Annotated in this window: 20 protein-coding genes and 1 pseudogene; 8 read left to right on the top strand and 13 right to left on the bottom strand. The window is 64.4% G+C overall.

All coding sequences use genetic code 11. The features are described 5' to 3' along the window. Positions 1-56 precede the first annotated feature (56 nt). The 4 genes from KRZ98_RS15675 (at position 57) to KRZ98_RS15660 (ending at position 3,664) form a co-directional block, all read left to right on the top strand. Entirely contained in the window at positions 57-1,301 is a 1,245-nt protein-coding gene (locus KRZ98_RS15675; protein WP_217674368.1) for a putative DNA modification/repair radical SAM protein, read from the top strand. 87 nt (positions 1,302-1,388) lie between these two features. After that, on the top strand, positions 1,389-1,736 hold the full coding sequence (locus tag KRZ98_RS15670; RefSeq protein ID WP_217674367.1) for a hypothetical protein: 348 nt from the start codon (positions 1,389-1,391) through the stop codon (positions 1,734-1,736). A gap of 58 nt (positions 1,737-1,794) precedes the next feature. Then, entirely contained in the window at positions 1,795-2,259 is a 465-nt protein-coding gene (locus KRZ98_RS15665) for a hemerythrin domain-containing protein (protein ID WP_217674366.1), read from the top strand. Between the two features lie 7 nt (positions 2,260-2,266). Further along, complete coding sequence (locus tag KRZ98_RS15660; protein ID WP_217674365.1) at positions 2,267-3,664, top strand: UdgX family uracil-DNA binding protein; 1,398 nt, start codon at positions 2,267-2,269, stop codon at positions 3,662-3,664. A 72-nt stretch (positions 3,665-3,736) separates the two neighbouring features. Here KRZ98_RS15660 and KRZ98_RS15655 read toward each other — a convergent pair whose 3' ends face one another. The 4 genes and pseudogenes from KRZ98_RS15655 to mgtE form a co-directional block, all read right to left on the bottom strand. Then, complete coding sequence (locus tag KRZ98_RS15655; protein ID WP_217674364.1) at positions 3,737-3,889, bottom strand: hypothetical protein; 153 nt, start codon at positions 3,887-3,889, stop codon at positions 3,737-3,739. 48 nt (positions 3,890-3,937) lie between these two features. Continuing rightward, positions 3,938-4,023 (bottom strand): annotated as a pseudogene (locus tag KRZ98_RS15650). Positions 4,024-4,209: 186 nt separating this feature from the next. After that, a complete protein-coding gene (locus KRZ98_RS15645; protein WP_217674363.1) occupies positions 4,210-4,608 on the bottom strand; it encodes a DUF1489 family protein in 399 nt (132 codons plus the stop codon). A 31-nt stretch (positions 4,609-4,639) separates the two neighbouring features. Beyond that, the gene (gene mgtE, locus KRZ98_RS15640; RefSeq protein WP_217674362.1) at positions 4,640-6,073 is read right to left on the bottom strand and encodes a magnesium transporter; all 1,434 of its coding nucleotides are present in this window, start codon (positions 6,071-6,073) and stop codon (positions 4,640-4,642) included. A gap of 168 nt (positions 6,074-6,241) precedes the next feature. Between mgtE and KRZ98_RS15635 the strand changes: the two genes are divergently transcribed. After that, the gene (locus KRZ98_RS15635; RefSeq protein WP_119747068.1) at positions 6,242-6,694 is read left to right on the top strand and encodes a peptidylprolyl isomerase; all 453 of its coding nucleotides are present in this window, start codon (positions 6,242-6,244) and stop codon (positions 6,692-6,694) included. A gap of 162 nt (positions 6,695-6,856) precedes the next feature. Here KRZ98_RS15635 and KRZ98_RS15630 read toward each other — a convergent pair whose 3' ends face one another. Together KRZ98_RS15630 and KRZ98_RS15625 are read right to left on the bottom strand one after the other, a co-directional pair. Beyond that, positions 6,857-7,543, bottom strand: a complete 687-nt coding sequence (locus tag KRZ98_RS15630) for a hypothetical protein (protein ID WP_217674361.1) — start codon at positions 7,541-7,543, stop codon at positions 6,857-6,859. Continuing rightward, a complete protein-coding gene (locus KRZ98_RS15625) occupies positions 7,543-8,202 on the bottom strand; it encodes a peptidase (protein ID WP_217674360.1) in 660 nt (219 codons plus the stop codon). The genes KRZ98_RS15630 and KRZ98_RS15625 overlap by 1 nt, the downstream gene beginning before the upstream one ends. Positions 8,203-8,516: 314 nt before the next feature. Between KRZ98_RS15625 and KRZ98_RS15620 the strand changes: the two genes are divergently transcribed. Beyond that, a complete protein-coding gene (locus tag KRZ98_RS15620; protein ID WP_217674359.1) occupies positions 8,517-9,068 on the top strand; it encodes an outer membrane protein in 552 nt (183 codons plus the stop codon). Between the two features lie 117 nt (positions 9,069-9,185). On the opposite strand, the gene ppc is transcribed toward KRZ98_RS15620, so the two are convergent. Together ppc and KRZ98_RS15610 are read right to left on the bottom strand one after the other, a co-directional pair. Further along, positions 9,186-11,888: a phosphoenolpyruvate carboxylase gene (ppc, locus tag KRZ98_RS15615; RefSeq protein WP_217674358.1), complete on the bottom strand. Its 2,703-nt coding sequence runs from the start codon at positions 11,886-11,888 to the stop codon at positions 9,186-9,188. A 63-nt stretch (positions 11,889-11,951) separates the two neighbouring features. Then, positions 11,952-13,820, bottom strand: coding sequence for a methyl-accepting chemotaxis protein (locus KRZ98_RS15610; protein WP_217674357.1), 1,869 nt, complete (start codon positions 13,818-13,820; stop codon positions 11,952-11,954). Between the two features lie 119 nt (positions 13,821-13,939). Here KRZ98_RS15610 and KRZ98_RS15605 point away from each other — a divergent pair, with 119 nt between their 5' ends. Then, positions 13,940-15,391, top strand: coding sequence for an ATP-binding protein (locus KRZ98_RS15605; protein ID WP_217674356.1), 1,452 nt, complete (start codon positions 13,940-13,942; stop codon positions 15,389-15,391). Next, on the top strand, positions 15,388-15,858 hold the full coding sequence (locus tag KRZ98_RS15600) for a low molecular weight protein-tyrosine-phosphatase (RefSeq protein ID WP_217674355.1): 471 nt from the start codon (positions 15,388-15,390) through the stop codon (positions 15,856-15,858). The genes KRZ98_RS15605 and KRZ98_RS15600 overlap by 4 nt, the downstream gene beginning before the upstream one ends. On the opposite strand, the gene KRZ98_RS15595 is transcribed toward KRZ98_RS15600, so the two are convergent. The 5 genes from KRZ98_RS15595 to plsX all read right to left on the bottom strand — a co-directional run bounded on the left by KRZ98_RS15595 (position 15,839) and on the right by plsX (position 20,701). Beyond that, positions 15,839-16,852 (bottom strand): LacI family DNA-binding transcriptional regulator, encoded by a 1,014-nt coding sequence (locus KRZ98_RS15595; protein ID WP_217674354.1) that lies wholly within the window; start codon positions 16,850-16,852, stop codon positions 15,839-15,841. The two genes, KRZ98_RS15600 and KRZ98_RS15595, sit on opposite strands and share 20 nt — an antisense overlap. A 48-nt stretch (positions 16,853-16,900) precedes the next feature. Continuing rightward, positions 16,901-18,217: an MFS transporter gene (locus KRZ98_RS15590; RefSeq protein ID WP_217674353.1), complete on the bottom strand. Its 1,317-nt coding sequence runs from the start codon at positions 18,215-18,217 to the stop codon at positions 16,901-16,903. 97 nt (positions 18,218-18,314) lie between these two features. After that, positions 18,315-18,611: an integration host factor subunit alpha gene (gene ihfA, locus KRZ98_RS15585; RefSeq protein ID WP_006957683.1), complete on the bottom strand. Its 297-nt coding sequence runs from the start codon at positions 18,609-18,611 to the stop codon at positions 18,315-18,317. A gap of 102 nt (positions 18,612-18,713) precedes the next feature. After that, complete coding sequence (locus tag KRZ98_RS15580; RefSeq protein WP_217674352.1) at positions 18,714-19,682, bottom strand: beta-ketoacyl-ACP synthase III; 969 nt, start codon at positions 19,680-19,682, stop codon at positions 18,714-18,716. Continuing rightward, positions 19,679-20,701 (bottom strand): phosphate acyltransferase PlsX, encoded by a 1,023-nt coding sequence (gene plsX, locus KRZ98_RS15575; protein ID WP_254798530.1) that lies wholly within the window; start codon positions 20,699-20,701, stop codon positions 19,679-19,681. The genes KRZ98_RS15580 and plsX overlap by 4 nt, the downstream gene beginning before the upstream one ends. Between the last annotated feature and the right edge of the window lie 7 nt (positions 20,702-20,708).

The following is a 20,708-nucleotide window of genomic DNA, read 5'->3' as shown; positions in this document are numbered from 1 at the left end:
CAGCCGACTGATCGAGGTTGTGGACAGGGCGGGATTTAGAACATATCAGGAACGATATGGTCGCCCTTTCCACCCGTCAAAAACTCGAAATCCTGGCCGATGCGGCCAAATATGATGCGTCCTGCGCTTCGTCCGGCACGAGCAAACGGGATTCGCGCGGGGGCAAGGGGATCGGATCGACCGAGGGCATGGGCATATGCCATGCCTATGCGCCAGACGGGCGCTGCATCTCGCTGCTCAAGATATTGCTGACCAACAGCTGCATTTTCGACTGTCATTATTGCATCAATCGCCGGTCGAGCGATGTGCGGCGCGCGCGCTTCACGGTGCAGGAGGTGGTCGATCTGACGCTCAGCTTCTATCGCCGCAATTATATCGAGGGACTGTTCCTCTCGTCGGGCATCATCGCCTCGTCCGACTACACGATGGAGCAGATGGTGTCGGTGGCGCGCAGCCTGCGCGAGGAGCATGATTTTCGCGGCTATATCCACCTTAAGACCATTCCCGATGCCGACCCCGAACTGTCGCATCAGGCGGGCCTGTTCGCCGACCGTCTGTCAATCAACGTCGAATTGCCGACCCAGGCGGGGCTGGAGCGGCTGGCCCCGGAAAAGGATGGCGGGCGGATCGAGGGCGCGATGGCGGGGATGCGCAGCGCGATGGAGGATATGGGCGAGGCCCGGCGCAAATATCGCCACGCGCCGCGCTTTGCCCCCGCCGGGCAGTCGACCCAGATGATCGTGGGCGCGGACGATGCCAGCGACAGCGCGATCATTACGCGCGCGAGCAGCCTTTATGACCGGCACCGGTTGCGTCGTGTCTATTATAGCGCCTTTTCGCCGATCCCGTCGCCGAGCGCCGTGCTGCCGCTCAAGCGCCCGCCGCTGCTGCGCGAACATCGGCTCTATCAGTCGGACTGGATGATGCGCTTTTACGGCTATGGAGCCGACGAAGTGGCGAGCGCGACCGATCCCGTGACGGGCTGCCTGCCGCTCGACATCGACCCCAAGCTGGCCTGGGCGCTGCGGCATCGCGGGATTTTCCCGGTGGATGTGAATTGCGCGCCACGCGAGATGCTGCTGCGCGTGCCGGGACTGGGGGTGAAGGCGGTCAACCGCATATTGGCCAGTCGCCGCCATCGCCGCTTGCGGCTGGACGATGTGGCGCGGCTAACCACGTCGATCAAGAAGTTGCGGCCCTTCCTGATTGCCAGCGACTGGCGACCGGTGCAACTGGCCGATCAGGCGGACCTGCGCCGCCAGATGACCCCTGTTCCCGCCCAGCTCGATCTTTTTTCATGAAAAAGACGCATTTTGCGGTTGATCGCGGGGATGGTTCGTGAAACTCTCAGGGTCAGCTCATCCAAGGGGATCAGGGTCCTGGCGGCAATGTTCGACAGTCATGCCATTGGCAGCCGCAATGTCGGTTTCGCAAAGCGCATCAGCACGCATCTGGCGGCGGCGCTTGTCACCTTCTGCCTGTTGCAGATCTTCATCGTCGCCAAAATGGGCGGATCGCTGGTGCTGCATCTGGGCATCATCGTCGCGATCGGCGGCTTTGCCGTGGCGGCGCGCGGGCTGGAACGACGCTGGCAGATGCTGGACCGCAGCGACCTGTCGCACAGCGGATTGGCGCTGCGCTTTCGTCGCGACCTGCTCCAGCTGTGGGTTGCCAGCTTGGTCGGCGCTATGTTGTGGATACCGGTCGCGATCATCTTCCGCTTCCTGTTCGGCTGACACGGACCTAATTGCCGGTCCCGTCGTTCTCCTCCCCATATCTGGAGGAGACTTTGCCATGGCCAACGCCACGATATTCGACCGTTTGAAGCAGGATCATGATGTCCATCGCGAAATGTTCGCGAAAATGGCGGATGCCAAGGATGATGCCGACACGCTGAAAAAGCTGTTCGACCAGTTCAAGATCGAGGTGTCGGCTCATGCCGCCGCTGAGGAAGAAACCCTCTACGCCACCATGTTGTCGCGCCCGGACCTGCGCGAGAATGCGCAGCATAGCGTGTCCGAGCATAAGGAAATCGACGATTATCTGGAAGAGCTGGACGAGTTGAAATTCGACGGCGAAGCGTGGCGCAAAAAATTTGCCGAGATGAAGAAGCGCTATCTCCACCATATCGAGGAGGAAGAGGAAGAGATGTTCCCCGCCGCTGCCAAGGAACTGACGGCGGACGAGGAAAAGAAACTCGCCGCCACCTTTGCCAAGCGCAAGCCCGCCGAACTGGCCCGCGCCGAGGCCGACAGCTAAAAACGCCATGTATCGCGCGTCGCTGGCTGCCCCGGATGATTTTGACGGCTGGCGGGCGGCGGCGCGTGGCCTGGCGCTGGCCGGGGTCGATCCGGCCGATATCGTCTGGCAGGTGGGCGATGACGGCGGCGACCTGTTCGCCAGCGATGCGCCTGCGCCGGTCGCGGCGCAGGCGGCTTTCGCGGTGCCGCGCGCCTTTGTCGATCTGGCACAAAGCGCGATCCTGCATTGCGATCCACAGCGTTTTGCCCTGCTCTACGCGCTGCTGGTGCAGCTGCGCGACCGGCCCGGCACGATGGAGGACAAGGCCGATCCGCTGCTCCGCCGGATCGAGGGTCTGGCCAAGGCGGTGCGGCGCGACATCCACAAGATGCGCGCCTTCGTCCGCTTCCGCGCGCTGGAGGATGGGGACGGCACGCGCTTTGTCGCCTGGTTCGAGCCGGAGCAGCATATCGTGCGCGCCAATGCCGCCTTCTTCGTGCGGCGCTTTGCGACGATGCGCTGGTCGATCCTGACGCCGGAGGCGAGCATCCACTGGGATGGCGAGACGTTGACGCAGGGGCCGGGCGCAGCGCGGGACGACGCGCCGGGGGACGACCCGGTCGAGGAGATATGGAAGGGCTATTATGCCGCCATCTTCAATCCCGCGCGGCTGAAAGTCGGGGCGATGCTGTCCGAAATGCCCAAGAAATATTGGCGCAATCTGCCCGAAGCGACGCTGATCCCGGCGCTGGTCGCGGGCGCGCAGGCGCGGGAGGCAGCGATGATCGCCACCGCCCCTGCGCCCGCCAAAAGACCCGGCAACGCGATGGCCGCCTGGACCGCGCTGCGCGAGGAGGCGCGCGGCTGCACCCGCTGCCCGCTCCACGGCCCCGCGACCCAAACGGTGTTTGGCGAGGGGCCGGTCGACGCGCCCCTGTTCTTCATCGGCGAACAGCCGGGCGATCAGGAGGATATGGCCGGGCGGCCCTTTGTCGGCCCGGCAGGGCAATTGTTCGATGCCGCGCTAGCCGAAGCCGGAGTTGATCGGGCGCGGGCCTATGTCACCAATGCGGTCAAGCATTTCAAATATGAGCCGCGCGGCAAACGCCGCATCCACCAGACCCCGCAGGCAGGCGAGGTGCAGGCGTGCCGATGGTGGCTGGAACAGGAACTGGCGCTGGTGCGCCCGCGCGTGATCGTGGCGCTGGGCGCGACAGCGGCGCGCGCGCTGCTGGGCAAGGTGGTGGCGATCGGCAAGGTCCGGGGTTCAGCGATCCCGCTGGCGGACGGCGCGGAAGCCTGGGTCACGGTGCATCCGAGCTATTTGCTGCGGCTGCCCGACGCGACGAAAGCGGGGGAGGAACGGGCGCGGTTTGTGGCGGAGTTGCGCGTTGTGGGAGAGCGGGTGCGGGGGTTGGGGTGAGGTGGGGGAAGGGGTGGCAAGCGGACCTTCCGGTTTCGAGCCTGGTGACCAGTTTAGCAGACGATCAACGCGCTATTTTCTCAGGAAGTAGCTTGCCGCGATCAGTATCAATACCAGCAGGACACTCGCTATCTTGATGCGCTGCCACCATCGATATCCGCGTTCGACTTTATTGTCGTCGGCTTCTTCCTGAGCCTCACGCCAGTCATTTTCATCACGTCTCATCCTTGCATGTCTGAAACAAGCATCAGAGGTCCGCAAGTGGTCGTTTGATGCCAGCGGCAGGGGATCGAACCCGCACCTTCGCCTAACGGCGAGGATCGCTGTAGCGATACGTCTACCAATTCCGTCACGCTGGCGACCGCATTTAGCGACGAAATTGGCTATGTCGCAACGTCCGGTTTCGAGGAAGCGGATTTATATGGCCTACGGCCACCAATGGTCGTTAGCGGATGCTCCCCCTCTTCCAACTGCGCCTAACCGCACTGCGTGCGGCAAGGCTTCATAGCCTTCTCCCCGCCGGGGAGAAGGTTGGGTGTAGCCGCCTAAACCAACCCCAGTTTCGCCAGTTCCCCCAACATCGCGGCGGGCATTGCGGCGGTCGCATCCTCTTCCCCCTCTCCCAGATCGCGCGGGGCATCCTCCTCCGCCAGATAGCGCCAGCCCTGATGCGCGCGCTTTGGCATGGGGTGGACCGGGATGAGCCGGGGTTCGAGCCTGATCCAGTGACGCCCTTGCCCGGTTTCGGCAAAGCCCAGGATCGGGCTGCGGCCGACGATGCGATGGCCGTGGATCCAGTAGAGCGATCCGCCCGCCATTTCCTCGACCCGCGTGGGCAGATAGCGGGTGGTGAGCCGCGCCTCATCGGCATGGCTTTCCAGCCAGGCTTTCAAGCTGGCGGGGCTTTCGCTCTGGAAGGCGATCTTGGTGATGTGCAGCGGCATGGCGGCGATCTGGGGACGGCGTGGCCGGGGTTCAACGCAGGAACAGGGTGGCCAGCCCCAGGAAGCTGAAAAAGCCCAGCGAATCGGTCATCATCGTCACGAATACGGCAGAGGACACGGCGGGATCGACATTATTGCGTTCCAGCGTGATCGGCACCAGCACGCCTGCCAGCCCTGCGACCAGATTATTGGTCAGGATCGCTGCGCCGAACACCAGCGACAGGTCCATCCGCCCATAAATCACATAGGAGCCGATGCCGATCAGCGTGCCGAGCGTCGCGCCATTGGTGGCGGCGATGCGGAATTCGCGGCCGATCATCCGCGCGGTGTTGGAACTGGTGAGCTGATTGGTGGCGAGCGCGCGCACGACCACGGCCAGCGTCTGCGTCCCCGCATTGCCGCCCATGCCCGACACGATGCCCATCAAAGCGGCCAGCACCGCGAACCGCTCGATCGTCCCTTCAAACAGGCCGACGACCGAGGCGGCAAGCATGGCGGTGCCAAGGTTGACGACCAGCCAGGTCAGGCGCGCGCGCACCGTCATCAGGATCGGTTCGTTAATGTCGCCCTCGCCCGCGCCGGACAGGCGAAGGATATCCTCGCCCGCTTCTTCGGAAATGATGTGGACGACGTCATCGACCGTGATCATGCCGACCAGCCGCCCGCTGCCATCGACCACGGCGGCGGAGATGAGCGCATATTTCTGGAAGCGCAGCGCGACTTCTTCCTGATCCATGTCGACCGGGATCAACGTCTGTTCGCGCTTCATGAGGTCGGCCATGGCGACGCTGCGCGGGCAGGTGAGTATCCAGCTAAGCTGGCAATAGCCAATCGGCCGATGCTTGGCATCGACGACGTAGATTTCCCAGAAATCGGTGGTCAGGTCGCCATTGTCGCGCAGATAGTCGATCACCTGACCCACGGTCATATGTTCGGGCACCGCGACCAGATCGCGCTGCATCAGGCGGCCGGCGGATTCCTCCGGGTAGGACAAAGCGCTTTCGATCGCGGCGCGATCTTCCGGGTCGAGTGCCTCAAGGACGGCCTGCTGATCGGCATCGTCCATATCCTCGATCATGGCGACGGCGTCGTCGGTATCGAGTTCGGACGCGAATTCGGCGACCTGTTCGGGCGCGAGATCGCCGATCAGATCGTCGCGGACATAATCATTCAGTTCAGACAGGACTTCCGCGCCGACCAGATCCCCCAGCGCCGCAGCGACTTCGCCGCGCCGGTCGGCAGGGGTCAGTTCCAGAAGGTCGGCAATGTCGGCAGGGTGCAGCGGCGAGACGAGTTTGCGCGCACGTTCGGCGTCGCCTTCCTCCACCGCGTCCAGCACGGCGGAGACGAATTCTGGCTTTAGCCGGTCATCCTCGTCATGGCGCGATTCTGCCGCGGCAGCAATCGCTTCGTCTGCGTCATCCCCGTCCAACAGGGGCTGGGCTGTGTCGCCGCGCTCGCTCATGGCGCCCCCTACTGTCCGGTTCCTGTTGCATTGCGATCCTTTCGCCCATGCACAATATAATTGCAATGGCGCAGAGGGACCGGAAGCCCAAAACACGGGCTTCCATCATGACTTGCAGCCTCTATATGGGTGCCAGCACTACCCATCCCCCCAATGAGAGGATTTTTCATGGCTGACGATACTCTGACCCTTAGCCTCGACAGTGGCGGCGACGTCGTCATCAAGCTGCGGCCCGACCTGGCCCCCGGCCATGTCGAGCGCATCACCACGCTGGCCAAGGACGGTTTCTACGACGGCGTCGTGTTCCACCGCGTCATCCCCGGCTTCATGGCGCAGGGCGGCGACCCGACCGGCACCGGCATGGGCGGATCGAAGCTGCCTGACATCAAGGCCGAATTCAGCCGCGAAAAGCATATCCGTGGCGTCTGCTCGATGGCGCGTTCGTCCAACCCGAACAGCGCGAACAGCCAGTTCTTCATCTGCTTCGACGATGCCACCTTCCTAGACGGCCAGTACACCGTTTGGGGCGAAGTGACGTCGGGCATGGAGCATGTCGACGCGCTGCCCAAGGGCGAGCCGCCGCGCACGCCGGGCAAGATCGTCAAGGCGACCGTCGCCTGATTGGCTGAACGGCTGAACAAAAGGCCCGCCTCCAGAATATGGAGGCGGGCCTTTTTGTTTGGGCGATGACACTAACTATCACCGTTCGTTTCGAGCGCGATGTTTCTCGACTTCGCTCGAAACGAACGGAGGTTGAGGAGTAACGCCTTAAGTCATCGCAAGCTAACGCCTGCCCGCCATCCCGTCGGTCGCGGAAACGGCCTGTGCCGCTTCCGCCCCATTGTCCGCCGCCTCGACAACCGGCGGGGTGTATGGCCCGATCGTCTCGATGTGCCAGCGGCGCTGTTCGGCGGTTGATCCGGCGACGTCGTTGACCCGGCGTAATATCACCTGCCGCAGCGCGTACCAGGGCTTGCCGTTGGCGGCGAGGCGTCCGTAAATCTGCACCGGCACGCTGACATAGAGCGATCCTGCTGCGCCCTCCGGCTCGCTGGGCGCGCCGATATTGGCGTGGATTTCGCTGAACCCCCGGAAGCGCGCGGCGAAATGGGCGTCGTCCTGCTGGCCGATCGCGCCGGTGGGATTCCACAGATCCTGCGCATCCTCGAACCGTTTTTCCTCCAGCAGGCCGTAATAGCCCTGGACCACCTGCGCTGCGCCCTGTGCGCTGTCGGGGTCAATCGTGCCTTCCGCCAGCGGGGTGCGGTCGTCGGGCAGGCCGCCAGGCGTACCGGGGGCTGGCGGGGTGAGCGGCTCCATCAGCGCCATCGCTTCGGCGCGGACGTTATTTTCCACTTGCACCGCATTGGCGCCATTGGCGAGATTTTCGATCGCGCTCTCCTCCCGCCCGTCGCAGGCCGCGACGAGCAGGAGGGAGAGCAAGGCGGTGGCCTGTACCGGACCCCGCATCAGTCAGGGCGTTCCTGCCGCGAGGCACCGGGTGCCCGCGAACGGACGGCACGTTCGGACGGGGCCGGACGGGCGCTCCAGTCGCGCTGCGGGCGCGGCTGGCTTGTTTGGGGGCGGTTGCCCTGTGGCTGACGCAGGCCCGGCTGGGGGGTCGGGCGCACCGCGTCATTGCCGCGCCAGTTGCCGCGACCGCGTGGCCCGTCCGTTCCCTGAGACGGGCGGGGGCGATTGGTCCAGTTCTGGCCATTGCCGGGCTGGCCGTCTCGGCCCTGCCAGCGCCCATCGCGACCATCGCGATCGCGGCCGCGCCACTGGCCGTAGTTCCGGTCGTCCCGTCGGTCATCGCGACGCTCGGCCCGGCGGCCTTCCCAATAGCGGCGCTGGCCATCATTCCAGCGCTGGCGGCGACCATTGCGGTCATAGACATAATAGCCGGTGCCGGGATAATAATAATTGTCGTACCAGCCATTATAGAGGCCGGGCTGATAATAGCCGGTCGGTCCATAATAACCGTCGCCATAATAGCCGCCACCGCCATAATAACCGGTGCCGACACTCACGCCGCCATAACCATAGCCGTCATCATAGGCGCAGCCGCCCAGTGCGAGCGCGCCTGCCAGTCCCATCATGGCCGCAATCCGATGTCGGAAGCCCGTCATCGTCTTTCTCCTCTTCTCCATCTGATGTTGGCGTAACGCCCGGCGGTTGAATTGGTTGTGAATGGATTTGGCGCGCCGCGTCCAGCGTTTATCGCAGGTTCAGATAAGGCTGGTCTTGTTCATCTGGGCGACAGAAAGCGTGTTTTTTCCGTCACATAATCGCCTTTTGCCCGATTTTTATGATCCGTTCAGGAAACCTTCGGACAGGGCCGGTCATTTATCACCCGTCGCCTGAGCCGCTTGCAGCGCTCGTTCGTGCGACCCGGCGGGTCCACACCGTCGCACCAATCCACAACAGAAAAAGGGTCATACCCATGAAGACACTGCTTTTGACGGCAGTTGCTGCCGCGTCCTTCGTTCCTGCCGCCATGGCCCAGGATCAGGCTGGCTCTACCAGTCGCATCGAACCCTATGTCGGCGTGATGGGCGGTGTGCATAATTTCGACAGCGAAACCGGCAAGGAAGGCATTCCGCCGGTCGGCTATAAGGGCCGCATGGTCGAAGGCGTGGCAGGCGTGAACTATAATGTCGCTGGCCCGCTGGTCGTCGGCGTCGAAGGTGGCGCGTCCAAGGGCGTGTCAGGCGATATCGACTGGGAATATAATGCCGCAGGCCGCGTCGGCGTGAAGGCGGGCAAGGACAGCCTGATCTTCGGCAAGGTCGGTTACAAGTGGGTCAATTTCGACGCGCTCGGCCCCGACAGCCGTGATTTCCATGGCACCACCTATGGCGCGGGCGTGGAACTCTCTCCCGCCGACATGGGCGGATCGGCCCAGAGCAGCAACATCCGTTTGCGCGTTCAGGCCGACACGATGGGCAATTTCCGATCGATCCGCCCGATGGCGGGTGTCGTCGCAAAATTCTAAAAGGTTCGGCGGGCTGTAGCGGCCCGCCTCACCGGCCAATCCCCGATCAGGGTCAGCCCTGCTCAGGGACTGGGTCCGGGACGGCGCATTGGACTGCCGCCGTCCCGGATTCGCCGACTAGCCGCTGTTCCGCAGCGCCGTTGCGATGGCGTTGATCGACAGCTCGATACCTTCCTTGATCCGCGGATCATCTTCGCCCGCACGGTGGCGCTTCAAGAGTTCCACCTGAAGCAGGTTCAGCGGCTCGATATAAGGAAGCCGCAGCCGGATCGAGGTTTCCAGCGTCGGATTCTTTTCCAGCAAACGGCTCTGGCCGGTGGCGGCGAGCAGCCCGTCATGGGTCTGCGCCCAGCCCTCGCGGATGCGGCCGAACAGCCGTTCGGCCAGCGCCTGATCCTCCACCAGCGGCAGATAATGGGCCGCGATGCCAAGATCCGACTTGGCCAGCACCATTTCCAGATTGCCCATCGCGGACTTCAGAAATGACCAGCTTTGCGCCATATCAGCCAGCAACGCCTTATCCTCAAACGCAGCGATCGCATGGCCCACGCCATACCAGCCGGGGAGCATCACGCGCGCCTGCGCCCAGCTGAACACCCAGGGGATCGCCCGCAAATCCTCGATCGCCGTGCTTTTGGTGCGGCTGGCGGGGCGGGAGCCGATCTTGAGGCCGGAGATTTCCTGAATCGGCGTTAGCTCACGGAAAAATTCCTTGAACCCCTCCGTGCCATATACAAGGTCGCGATAGGCGTTGAAGGCGTTTTTCGACAGCTCGTCCATCGCGCCTGCAAAGCGCGCAGCATCCTTGTCCGAAATGCCCTCAGGCTCCAGACTGGCAAGCAGGGTGGCGCTGGTCATCGCCTCCAAATTGGTCATGGCGACATCGCGCGATCCGAATTTGGCGGCGATCATCTCGCCCTGTTCGGTGATGCGGATGCGCCCCTGCACCGTACCGCGCGGTTGCGCCTGGATCGCGGCGAAGGCGGAGCCACCGCCGCGCCCGACCGCGCCGCCGCGCCCGTGGAACAGCTGCATCGCCGCGCCCGCATCGGCAAAGACCGGCTCCAGCGCCTTGCTTGCCTTGAACAGGCTCCAGGTCGATGTGATGTAGCCGCCATCCTTGTTACTGTCCGAATAGCCGATCATCACTTCCTGATGCCCGCGCTGCTTCACCACACCGGCAATTTCGGGCAGGCCGAAATAGGCGGACATGATCTGCGGCGCGGCCTCAAGGTCGGCGATGGTTTCGAATAGCGGGATCGACATGATCGACGCCTGCGGCGGCGCGCCATCGACACCGGCGCGCCACAGACCCGCTTCCTTGAGCAGGATGTTGACCTCCAGCAGGTCCGACACACTTTCCGCCTTGGAAATGATATAATGGGTGATGCAGGCCGGGCCGTAGATGCGGTGCGCTTCGGCGGCGGCATGCACGATCGCCAGTTCGGACGCGGTTTCCTCCGAATAATCGGCAAAGCGCGATCCCAGCGGGCGGTTGTTCGCCAGTTCCCGGCGCAGCAACGCGATACGGGCATATTCGTCAAGCGCGGCATAGTCCGGCTCGACCCCCGCGACTTTCAGCAGTTCGGCGACGACGCGCTGATGCACATCGCTATTCTGCCGCATATCCAGCGTGGCGAGATGGAAGCCGAACGTCTCGACAGCGCGGATCAGGCGGCCAAGCGCGCCCCCGCTCGCCAGCGCGCCATTGCCTTCACTCGCCAGACCCTGCGCCACGGTGACGAGATCGCGGCGGAAATCGGCGGGGCTGGCATAGGCCTGCCCTTTGAGGCCGGACGGGCGCGGCGGCTGGCCACCGGTCAGCGTCGCATAAGTCGCGGCCAACCGGGCGTAGATGCCAGACAGGGCGCGGCGATAGGGTTCGTCCTGCCGACTGGGCGACGTGTCGCCACTGGCGTCGGCAATATCCAGCACCGCCTGCGGCACATGGGCGAGTTCGGTCGAGAGCGACAGCTCCGCGCCCAGCGCATGAAGCGCATCGAGATAATAGGCCAGCGCCGCCTGCGCGCCGCGTTTCAGCGCGAACTGGAGTTGGGGCGCCTGTACAAAGGGATTGCCGTCGCGGTCGCCACCGATCCAACTGCCCACGCGCAGGAAACTTTGCGGGCGGGCGCCCAGCACCCGCTCCCACCGAGCATAGAGGGCGGGCAACACTGGCAGGAAGGTGTCGCGGAAATAGGCGAGGACATTGTCGATCTCATCGGCGACGAACAATTTTTCGCGGCGCAGCGGGCGGGTCTGCCACAGCAGGGCGATCTGGCGGAAGATCGCCTCGTCCAGATTTTCGCCATCGTCCGTTTCTTCGCGGCCTGCATCCTTGAGCAGCATCAGGTCGGCGATGCGGTTCTTGTGATCGATCATGCTCTTGCGCCGCACTTCGGTCGGGTGGGCAGTGAGGACGGGGACGATCAGGCTGTGGGCCAGCAGGTCCAGCACGGCGGCGCGATCAACGCCGTGCGAATCCAGCCGGGCGATGGCCGACGCGACATCGGCTCCCGGTTCGGCAGTAATCCCCTGCCGGTCCTCCGCCAGATTGGCGAGCATCGAGAAAAGCATGAAGCCGCGCACGAAACTGAGCGTGTCGTCGAGGCTGAGCGCATCCAGACCGGTATCGACAAAATCCGCGCCCTGGATGCCCCGCGCCCGATCGACCGAGGCGGAGCGGATATATTCGGTCTGGCGATAGAGGCCTTCCCCGCCATAGGCCCGGATCACGTCGCCCAGCAGGCGCCCCAGATAGCGGATGTCGGGGTTCTGCGTGATCGCAGGAGCGGATGCGGAGGAGGAGAGAGTCGCCATGGTAACGATGCTGCATTGCAACAGGGAATGGGTCAAGCAGTTCCCATCGCTTTACAGCCGGGTTCAGGCTGCCTTGAGCGCTTCGATCAGGCGTCCGAACTCAGCCTGCACCTGTTCGACCCCCTGTCGCACGGCAGCGCCCTGCGCCCGCGTCGTGGCGGCGGCTTGCGCCGAATGCCGCAGTGCATCGGAAATCGCATCGACCGCCTGATTGGTCGCGCCAGCATCCAGCGCGACCGAACGGGAAACCCGCTGAATATCCTCGACCGATGCAAGCTGTTGCTGGGCAGAAGATGCGGCCACCCCAATCGCCTCGACCAGACTGGCGAGGACGGTATCGACCGACCCGACCAGCGCGAACGTCTGCTCCGCGGCCTGCTCTATGCCGTCGGCACGCGCCTGAATTTCCCGTGTGGTCTGGGCCGTCTGGGCAGCCAGCGCCTTGACTTCATTGGCGACGATCACGAAGCCGCGTCCCGCCTCCCCAGCGCGGGCCGCCTCGATCGTCGCATTGAGCGCCAGAAGATTGGTCTGGCCGGTAATCTCCGCGATCAATTTGGTGGCTTCGTTGACGCTGCCCACATGGCGGCGCAGATTATCGTTGGCATGGTGCGCGGCGGCCGACTGGCCACTGGCGGTCGCGGCCGATTCGCGGATGTCATAGGCAGTGCCGGTGAAAGCACCGATCAATGCGGTCAGTTCGTCAATGGTCGCGGTAATCGCCTGGGCCGATCCGGCAGTATCGCGCGCGCGCGCGGTGACGGTATCGACATGCCGCTGCTGCTCGTCGATCGTGCGCATCGTATCGTCGGCGCTATGTTCAAGCGCGGCGGCGGTTTCAAACAAACGGGCCACCAGCACGGCCATGGATCGCTCCAGCGCCTCCGCTATCACGCGCCCGTTCCGCCGCAATTCTTCCTGATGTCGCCGTTCCTCGGTCGCGACCTTATCGGCACTGGCGGCCAATGCCCGCCGCGCGGCTTCCGCCTGCACCAGCGCGTCGCTGGCCTGCTGGGCGGCGGTGCGCGCTTCGCTTTCCGCATCGCGCGAAAGCTGGACCTGCTTGCGCAAGGCACCATGCGCCGCCACCAGCCGCCAGGCCAGCCAGCCCGACATGGCAAGGAATGTCAGGATGATGGAGGCCATGGCGGGTATGATCTGGCGCAGCGCCTTGGCCCCAGCCGATGATCGACGCCATTCCACCTGCCCCAGCACCTGGCCGGTAATATCTTTGACCCGAATCCCGTTTTCGCTGTCCCCGGTGGTGCCGACATTCCATTTCAGCGACAATTGATTGGTGCGGCTCATATCCGCCAGAAGGGTGGCGTCGATCGGCTTGGTCAATACCAGATAGCGCAGATCCCCGGACGGCAGGCGGGCGACGTCTTTCCATGGCGTGATCGCGCGGACGGCCAGGATCACCGCCTGCCCCTGCAACCGGGCAAAACGCACGATCGCCTGGCGCTCGCCCAGCGCGGCGCGATGGCTCTGCGGCAATGCCGCCATCACATCATGCAAGACAGGCAGGGCCAGCGCCCGATCCAGCGGCAGGCGGGGTGCCCGCCGGGGCAGGTCGCTGCCCGCCGCCGCCCAGACGGTGCGTCCACGGCCATCAAGCACATAGGCATCGGCCACTTCGGTAGCGAGGTTGCTTTCGGCCCATTCCCTGTCGAAGCCGCCATAAACATGGTCGACCGCATCGTCCCAGCGCGCCGACGCCATAACGGCATCCGCCAGTGCCGCGCGCTCACGCAGCAACGCGCCATTGACGACGCGATGGAGATAGGCGTCGGCATTGCGTTCGATCTGGGCGCTGAGCAGGCCAAGGAGGATGGCGGTGCCGATTATGGCCAGCAGGATGACGCCGCCAAGCGGCACCATCGTGTCCCCCAGATTGTTGCTGCCCGCCAGCAATGCACGCCTGCGCAACATGCTTCGGGCCTGAAAGAGGAGGGACTTTTTTACCATCTTCTCACGGTTAACGCAGACTGGTTGAAAATTGGTGAGCAAGCTTCTTGCGCCAACCCGGCTCACTGGGCCAAAGGACGAGCGTGACCGCCAGCATCAGCATAGGAACCGACAGCCACGGCAAGGACGTGCTGGTCGACGTGGAGGAATTGCTTGCCACCCGGCTGCTCGTCCAGGGCAATTCGGGGTCGGGCAAGTCGCATCTGCTGCGCCGCCTGCTGGAGGAAAGCGCCCCGCTGGTGCAGCAGGTGGTGATCGACCCGGAGGGGGATTTCGTCACGCTGGCCGACAATTACGGCCATGTGGTGATTGACGCTGGCGACTATAATGAGCGCGAGATCGTCAAGATGGCGACGCGGATACGCGAACATCGCGCGTCGGTGGTGCTGAGCCTGGAGGCACTGGAGATTGACGCGCAGATGAAATGCGCCGCGTCGTTCCTGAATGCCCTGTTCGATGCGCCGCGCGACCATTGGTATCCCGCTCTGGTGGTGGTGGACGAGGCGCAGATGTTCGCCCCTGCTGCGGCTGGCGACGTGTCCGACGAAGCGCGCCGGGTATCGCTGGCGGCGATGACCAATTTGATGTGCCGGGGACGCAAGCGTGGGCTGGCAGGGGTCATCGCGACGCAGCGGCTGGCGAAACTCGCCAAGAATGTCGCCGCGGAAGCCTCCAACTTCCTGATGGGGCGCACCTTTCTGGACATCGACATGGCGCGTGCCGCCGACCTGTTGGGGATGGAGCGGCGGCAAGCGGAGCAGATTCGCGATCTGGAGCGCGGGCGTTTTCTGGCGCTGGGTCCGGCGATCTGCCGCCGTCCGGTCGCGGTGAAGATCGGCGCGGTCAAAACCAGCACGCGCGGCGGCACGCATAAGCTGATGGCCCCGCCGGTGACGAGCGGCGAGGATTTTCAGGAATTGCTGTTCGCGCCCGAAGCGGCGGATGCCGCCCCGGTTGCGCCGCCGCGCGCCGATCCCCCGCCCCGCGCTGCCGAGGATATCATCCGTGCGCTAGCCGATTCGCCCCAGGCCAAGCCCGCCGCGCCGGAACTGGATTTCGGCCAGAATGAACCGGTGGTGATGGCGGTGCTGGAGGAAATCGTCGCCGATCTGGGCGATGCTGCCCCCAGCATATCGACCCTCTATCAGGATTTTGGCGTGCGTTGCCGGATGAAGGGGCTGCGCACCCCGCCGCTCGACCTGCCCGCCTTCCGCAAGCGCTTTGCCATGGCACAGGCCGGGATGATGGACGCCGCCGATGTCCGCTGGGAACCGGCGATGCGCGCCGCCGATCCGCTGCCGGAGGATATGCTGGCCCCCTTCCTGCTGATCGCGCGCGCCGCGATGCAGGGCCGCCCCTGCCCCGACGACGCCGCGCTGGCGCGGGCCTATGGCACCAGTTCGCCGGGGCGGGTACGGCGGCTGATCGACTATATGGAGAAACTGGGCGTCATCGTCGCGCGCACCGATTTTTCGGGCAAGCGCTCCATCGGCGTGCCGGGGCTGGGCCTGTCGACGGCGGTGGCGGACGGATGACGCCTGCTATCCTCTTCGTGTGTCTGGGCAATATCTGCCGGTCACCGCTGGCCGAAGCGGCATTGCGGGCGGAGGCAGAGCGGGCCGGGCTGGACATATTGGTCGATTCGGCGGGGACGGGCGACTGGCATGTCGATTGTCCGCCTGATCCGCGCGCGGTGCGGCAGGCGATGCGCCATGGCATCGACATATCGACCTATCGCGGGCGACAGGTGAGCGCTGCCGATTTCCACCGCTTCACCCATGTCTTTGCGATGGACGGCGAGAATCTCAAAAATATGCGGCGCATCCGTCCTGCCGACGGGACGGCCAAGCTGGCGCTGCTGATGGACATGGTGTCAGGGTGCAAGGGGCGCGGCGTGACCGATCCCTATTATGGTGACGAAGCCGGATTTGCGCAGACATGGGACGATGTGACCCGCGCGGCGCGGGCGATCGTCGCAGAACTCAGCTCGATTCGCGGATGACGAGGCGCGGGGCGATGCTGATCGACCCGGCATCCTCCCCGGCGAGGCGACGGAACAGCAAGTCGACCAGCTGGCGCGCGCCGCCCTCTATATCCTGCGCCACGGTGGTGAGCGGCGGGCTGGTGAGGCGGGCCATGGGGATGTCGTCAAAGCCGATGATCGACAGGTCGCCTGGCACCGAGAGGCCATTGTCGGTCGCGGCGGACAACAGGCTCATCGCCACCACGTCCGACGCCGCGAACAGGCCGTCGGGGCGGTTGCCCTCCGCGAACCAGGCGGCTGCGACCTCCAGACTGGCTTGCGGGGTGATGTGGGTGTGGACCAGCTCTACTGTATCGCGCAGGTCCGCGGGCAATGCAGCGACAAAGCCCTGATAGCGGGCGGCAAATTCGGGCACCGCGACATTGCCGAAAAAGGCGAGGCGACGCCGGCCCCGTTCGACCAGATGCTGCGCCGCCAGCGCGCCGCCCGCCTGATTGTCGGTGCCCACGGTGATATGGGCGTTGCGCGCCGACTGCTCGCCCCAGATGACCATCGGCGCATAATGGGCAGCGGTGCGGTCCAGCACCGCGCTCTGGTTCGACTGGCCGATGATGATCACGCCGTCGGTGCGGCCGGTGCGGATGAACGTGTCGAGCCAGTCGTCGCCCTGCGGCAACACACGCGATAGCAGCAGGTCATAGCCGCGATCCGCCAGCGCATCGGCAAGGAAGCCAAGCATGACCATGAAGAAGGGGTCGGACAGATGCTGGCCCCGCTCATGCCCCAGCGGCAGCAGCACGGCGATCGCCCCGCTGCGGCCAAGACGCAGATTTTGCGCCGCGACGTTCAGCTTGAAGCCATGCCGGTCGGCCAGCGCCTGTATCCGCTCGCGCGTATCCTTGTTGAGTGCGCCCTTGCCGGTCAGCGCGCGCGATACGGTGGAGACGGAAACGCCGCCGATACGCGCCAGATCGGCAATGCTTTTGACCTGTTCGGGCTTGCTGTCGTCCATCGCATTCAAGACTAGGGCAAAGTTGCGCCGCCGACAACGGCCTGTGGTTCAGGCGGCGCGCGCGGGCGTACGCACGAGCAAAGTCGCCGCGCCGGCCATGACCATCATCACACCCGTCATCAGCAAAAGGTTGCGCGGATCGCCGCCCAGCAATGGCTGGTAGATAAGAGGCACGATCAGCGTTTCCAGCAGCATGGGGATGACGATGAACATGTTGAAAATGCCCATATAGACTCCGGTGCGTTCGGGCGGGATGGCGTTGGCGAGCAGAACATAGGGATTGCCCATCATGCTGGCCCAACCAATGCCGATGCCGATCATCAGCAGGAACAGATGCGACGTGTCACGCACCTGCGGAATGGCGAGCATGGCGAGGCCCGACAAGGTGACGGCGATGGCATGAAGATATTGCGCACCGATGCGACGGCTCAAGGGCACCATGGCGAACGCCGCCAGGCAGGCGATGGCGTTGTAGAACGCCCCCGCCTGCCCCGTGAGCAAGACCGCCTGGCGAAAGCCGCTGCTGGCGGGATCGGCGGTGTCGAACAGCGAACGGGCCAGCGCGAAGGCGATGAACTGCCAGTAAGCGAACATCGCAAACCACTGGAACAACATCGACAGGGCAAGCTGGCGCATGGCAGTCGGCATGGCGCGGATCGCGGCGACAAAGTCGCGCAGCGCGGTGCCGGGGGAGAGCGGCTCTGCCTGCATCCGTGCCACATCTTCGGGTGGCAGCGGCAATTCGCGCACGCGCAGCACCGACCAGAGGATGGTGGAAATGGAGATGACCGCCCCCGCGACAAAGGCGATACGGGTGATCTGTGGGATGCCGTTGGCGTCGATGAGGTCGCCGTCAAAGCCCCACCAGACCAGTAGCGAGGGGGCGAGATAGGAGAGCGTCTGGGCAAGGCCGGTAAAGGCGCTCTGGGTCAGGAAGCCGACCGGACGCTGGCTTTCGTCCAGTCGGTCACTGACATAGGCGCGGTACGGCTCCATCGTGATATTATTGGCCGCGTCCAGCATCCAGAGCAGGCTGGCGGCGAACCAGAGCGTGGGGCTGTAGGGCATCAGCAGCAGGCCCAGGCTGCACAATATCGCGCCGATTAGAAAATAGGGGGTGCGGCGGCCCCATTTGCTGACGGTGCGGTCGCTGAGCGCGCCGACGATCGGCTGGACCAGCAGGCCGGTGACGGGGCCCGCCAGCCAGAGCAAAGGCATGGTCGCTTCGTCCGCGCCCAGATAGCGGTAGATCGGTCCCATATTGGCCTGTTGCAGGCCAAAGGAGAATTGGATGCCGAGGAACCCCAGGTTCATTTCGACAATGCGCGACAGACGCATCCGCGGTTTGCTCAACGCATTGGCCATCGTCCCGATCCTCTCCCGCGCCCCATTATCCGACGAGCGCCGGTGGACTGGATAGCAGAAGTCGAGACGATTGCAAACGTTTGCTTAAAGCATATTGTCAGTCGCCTGCGACGCGATCCCGCATCGTCTGGCTGGCGCGAAAGGTCAGGACGCGGCGCGGTTCGATCGGCACTTCGACCCCGGTCTTGGGGTTGCGGCCCATGCGCTGGGTCTTGTCGCGCAGGACGAAGGTGCCAAAGCTGGAAATCTTCACATTTTCGCCGCGTCCGAGCGCGTCGGACATGTGGTCCAGGATCGATTCGATCAGCGCCGCCGCTTCCGCCCGCGACAGGCCGACATGGCGGTTGACGCTTTCAGCAAGGTCTGCGCGCGTTAAAGTGCCTGTCCCCGTCATTGGATTCCCCATTTCCACCCCATGGACCATCACAGTCGGATGGCCTCCACTGGAATGTGCGGGATTTGCAGGGCTTTGGCAAGGTTGCCTGATAGTATGGGATCAGACCCGCAGGACGCAAGCGCCCCAGGTGAAGCCACCGCCCATCGCTTCCAGCACGATGAGGTCGCCCGGCTTGATCCGGCCATCGCGCATGGCGCAGTCGAGCGCCAGCGGAACCGACGCCGCCGATGTGTTGGCGTGGCGATCGACGGTCACGACGACCCGGTCGGGCGACAGTTTAAGCTTGCGCGCGGTGGCGTCCAGGATGCGGGCATTGGCCTGATGCGGCACCAGCCAGTCAATGTCGCTGTTGGACAGGCCCGCCATGCCCATGACTTCGTTCAGGACCGAGGCGAGGTTGACCACGGCGTGGCGGAATACTTCCTGCCCCTTCATCCGCAGCTTGCCCACCGTCTGCGTCGTGGACGGCCCGCCATCGACATAGAGAAGGCCATTGTGGCGACCGTCGGCATGAAGCTTGCTGGCCAATATGCCCCGCGCGCCTTCGGCGCTTTCCTCTACGCCCAACACGACAGCGCCCGCACCATCGCCGAACAGGACGCAGGTGGTGCGATCCTCCCAGTCGAGGATGCGGCTGAAGGTTTCCGATCCGATCACCAGCGCGCGATGCGCCGCGCCGGAGCGGATCATGCTATCGGCGACGGTGATGGCGTAGAGGAAGCCCGAACATACGGCCGCTACGTCGAAGGCGATGCAATCATTGATGCCAAGCGCTGCCTGCACTTTGGTGGCGGACGCCGGAAAAGTCTGGTCCGGGGTTGCGGTCGCCAGGATGATGAGGTCGATGTCCTGCGCGGCGACACCGGCGGCGTCGAGCGCAGCGCGGGCGGCGTCGGTGGCAAGCGAGGCGGTGGTTTCATCGTCGCCCGCAATATAGCGATTGCGAATACCGGTGCGTTCGACAATCCATTCGTCGCTGGTGTCGACCGTCTGTGCCAGTTCAGCGTTGCTGACCGCGCGGACAGGCAGGGCCGATCCGGTCCCCAGGAGAATCGCACGACGGATCACTTGGCGGGCTGCTCCAGCTTTGACGAGGCGGTGAGCGCCTGCACGGCGGCCATGTCGGCCGCGATGCGACGAGTAATATCTTCTTCCAACAGGCGCGCGGCAACATGAACCGCATTGGCAATGCCCTTGGCGTCGGCGCTGCCATGGCTTTTGACGACCACGCCGTTGAGGCCCAGAAACACCGCGCCATTATGGTTGTTGGGATCGAGGTGATGCTTGAGCAGGTGCATCGCAGGCTTGGAGATCAGGAAGCCGATCTTCGAGCGGATCGAGCTGGTGAAGGCGCGGCGTAGCACGTCGGTGACGAAACGGGCCGTGCCCTCGATCGTCTTGAGCGCGACATTGCCGGAAAAGCCGTCGCACACGATGACATCGGTATCGCCATGGCCGATCTTGTCGCCTTCGGTAAAACCGTCAAAGCTGAGCGGCAGGGCGTGCGCAGCGCGCAGGATGGCCGCGGCGTCGCGGATTTCATCCGTACCCTTGAGTTCTTCGGTGCCGATGTTGAGCAGGCGCACGCGGGGCCGTTCCAGGTCGAACGCGATGCGGGCATAGGCTGCCCCCATTACCGCGAACTGGACGAGATTGCGGGCGTCGCATTCCGTGTTCGCGCCCAGATCGAGCATGACCACATCATTGTTGCCGAGCGTGGGCAAAAGCGCGGCCAGCGCGGGTCGATCAATGCCCGGCATGGTACGCAGCGCCAGCTTGGCCATGGCCATCAATGCGCCGGTATTGCCGGCCGAAACCGCAGCCCCCGCCTGACCCGATTTCACGGCTGCTATGGCCATGCTCATCGAGCTGCTTTTCTTGCGAATCGCGACGCTGGGCTTGTCGGCACCATCGACGACGGTATCGGCATGGACGACGTCCGACGCCGCGCGCAGATTGGGATGGCTGTCGAGCGCCGCCTTGATGCGGGTTTCGTCGCCGAACAGGGTGAAGCGCAGCCCTTCATGGCGGTGACGGGCGAGCGCCACACCCGCCATCATCACGCGCACGCCTTCATCCCCGCCCATCGCGTCT

This window comes from Sphingobium sp. AS12 (assembly GCF_019097845.1).
Lineage (GTDB): Bacteria > Pseudomonadota > Alphaproteobacteria > Sphingomonadales > Sphingomonadaceae > Sphingobium.
Note: the sequence above shows the minus strand (reverse complement) of the source record. Positions and strands in the feature narration are given on the sequence as shown.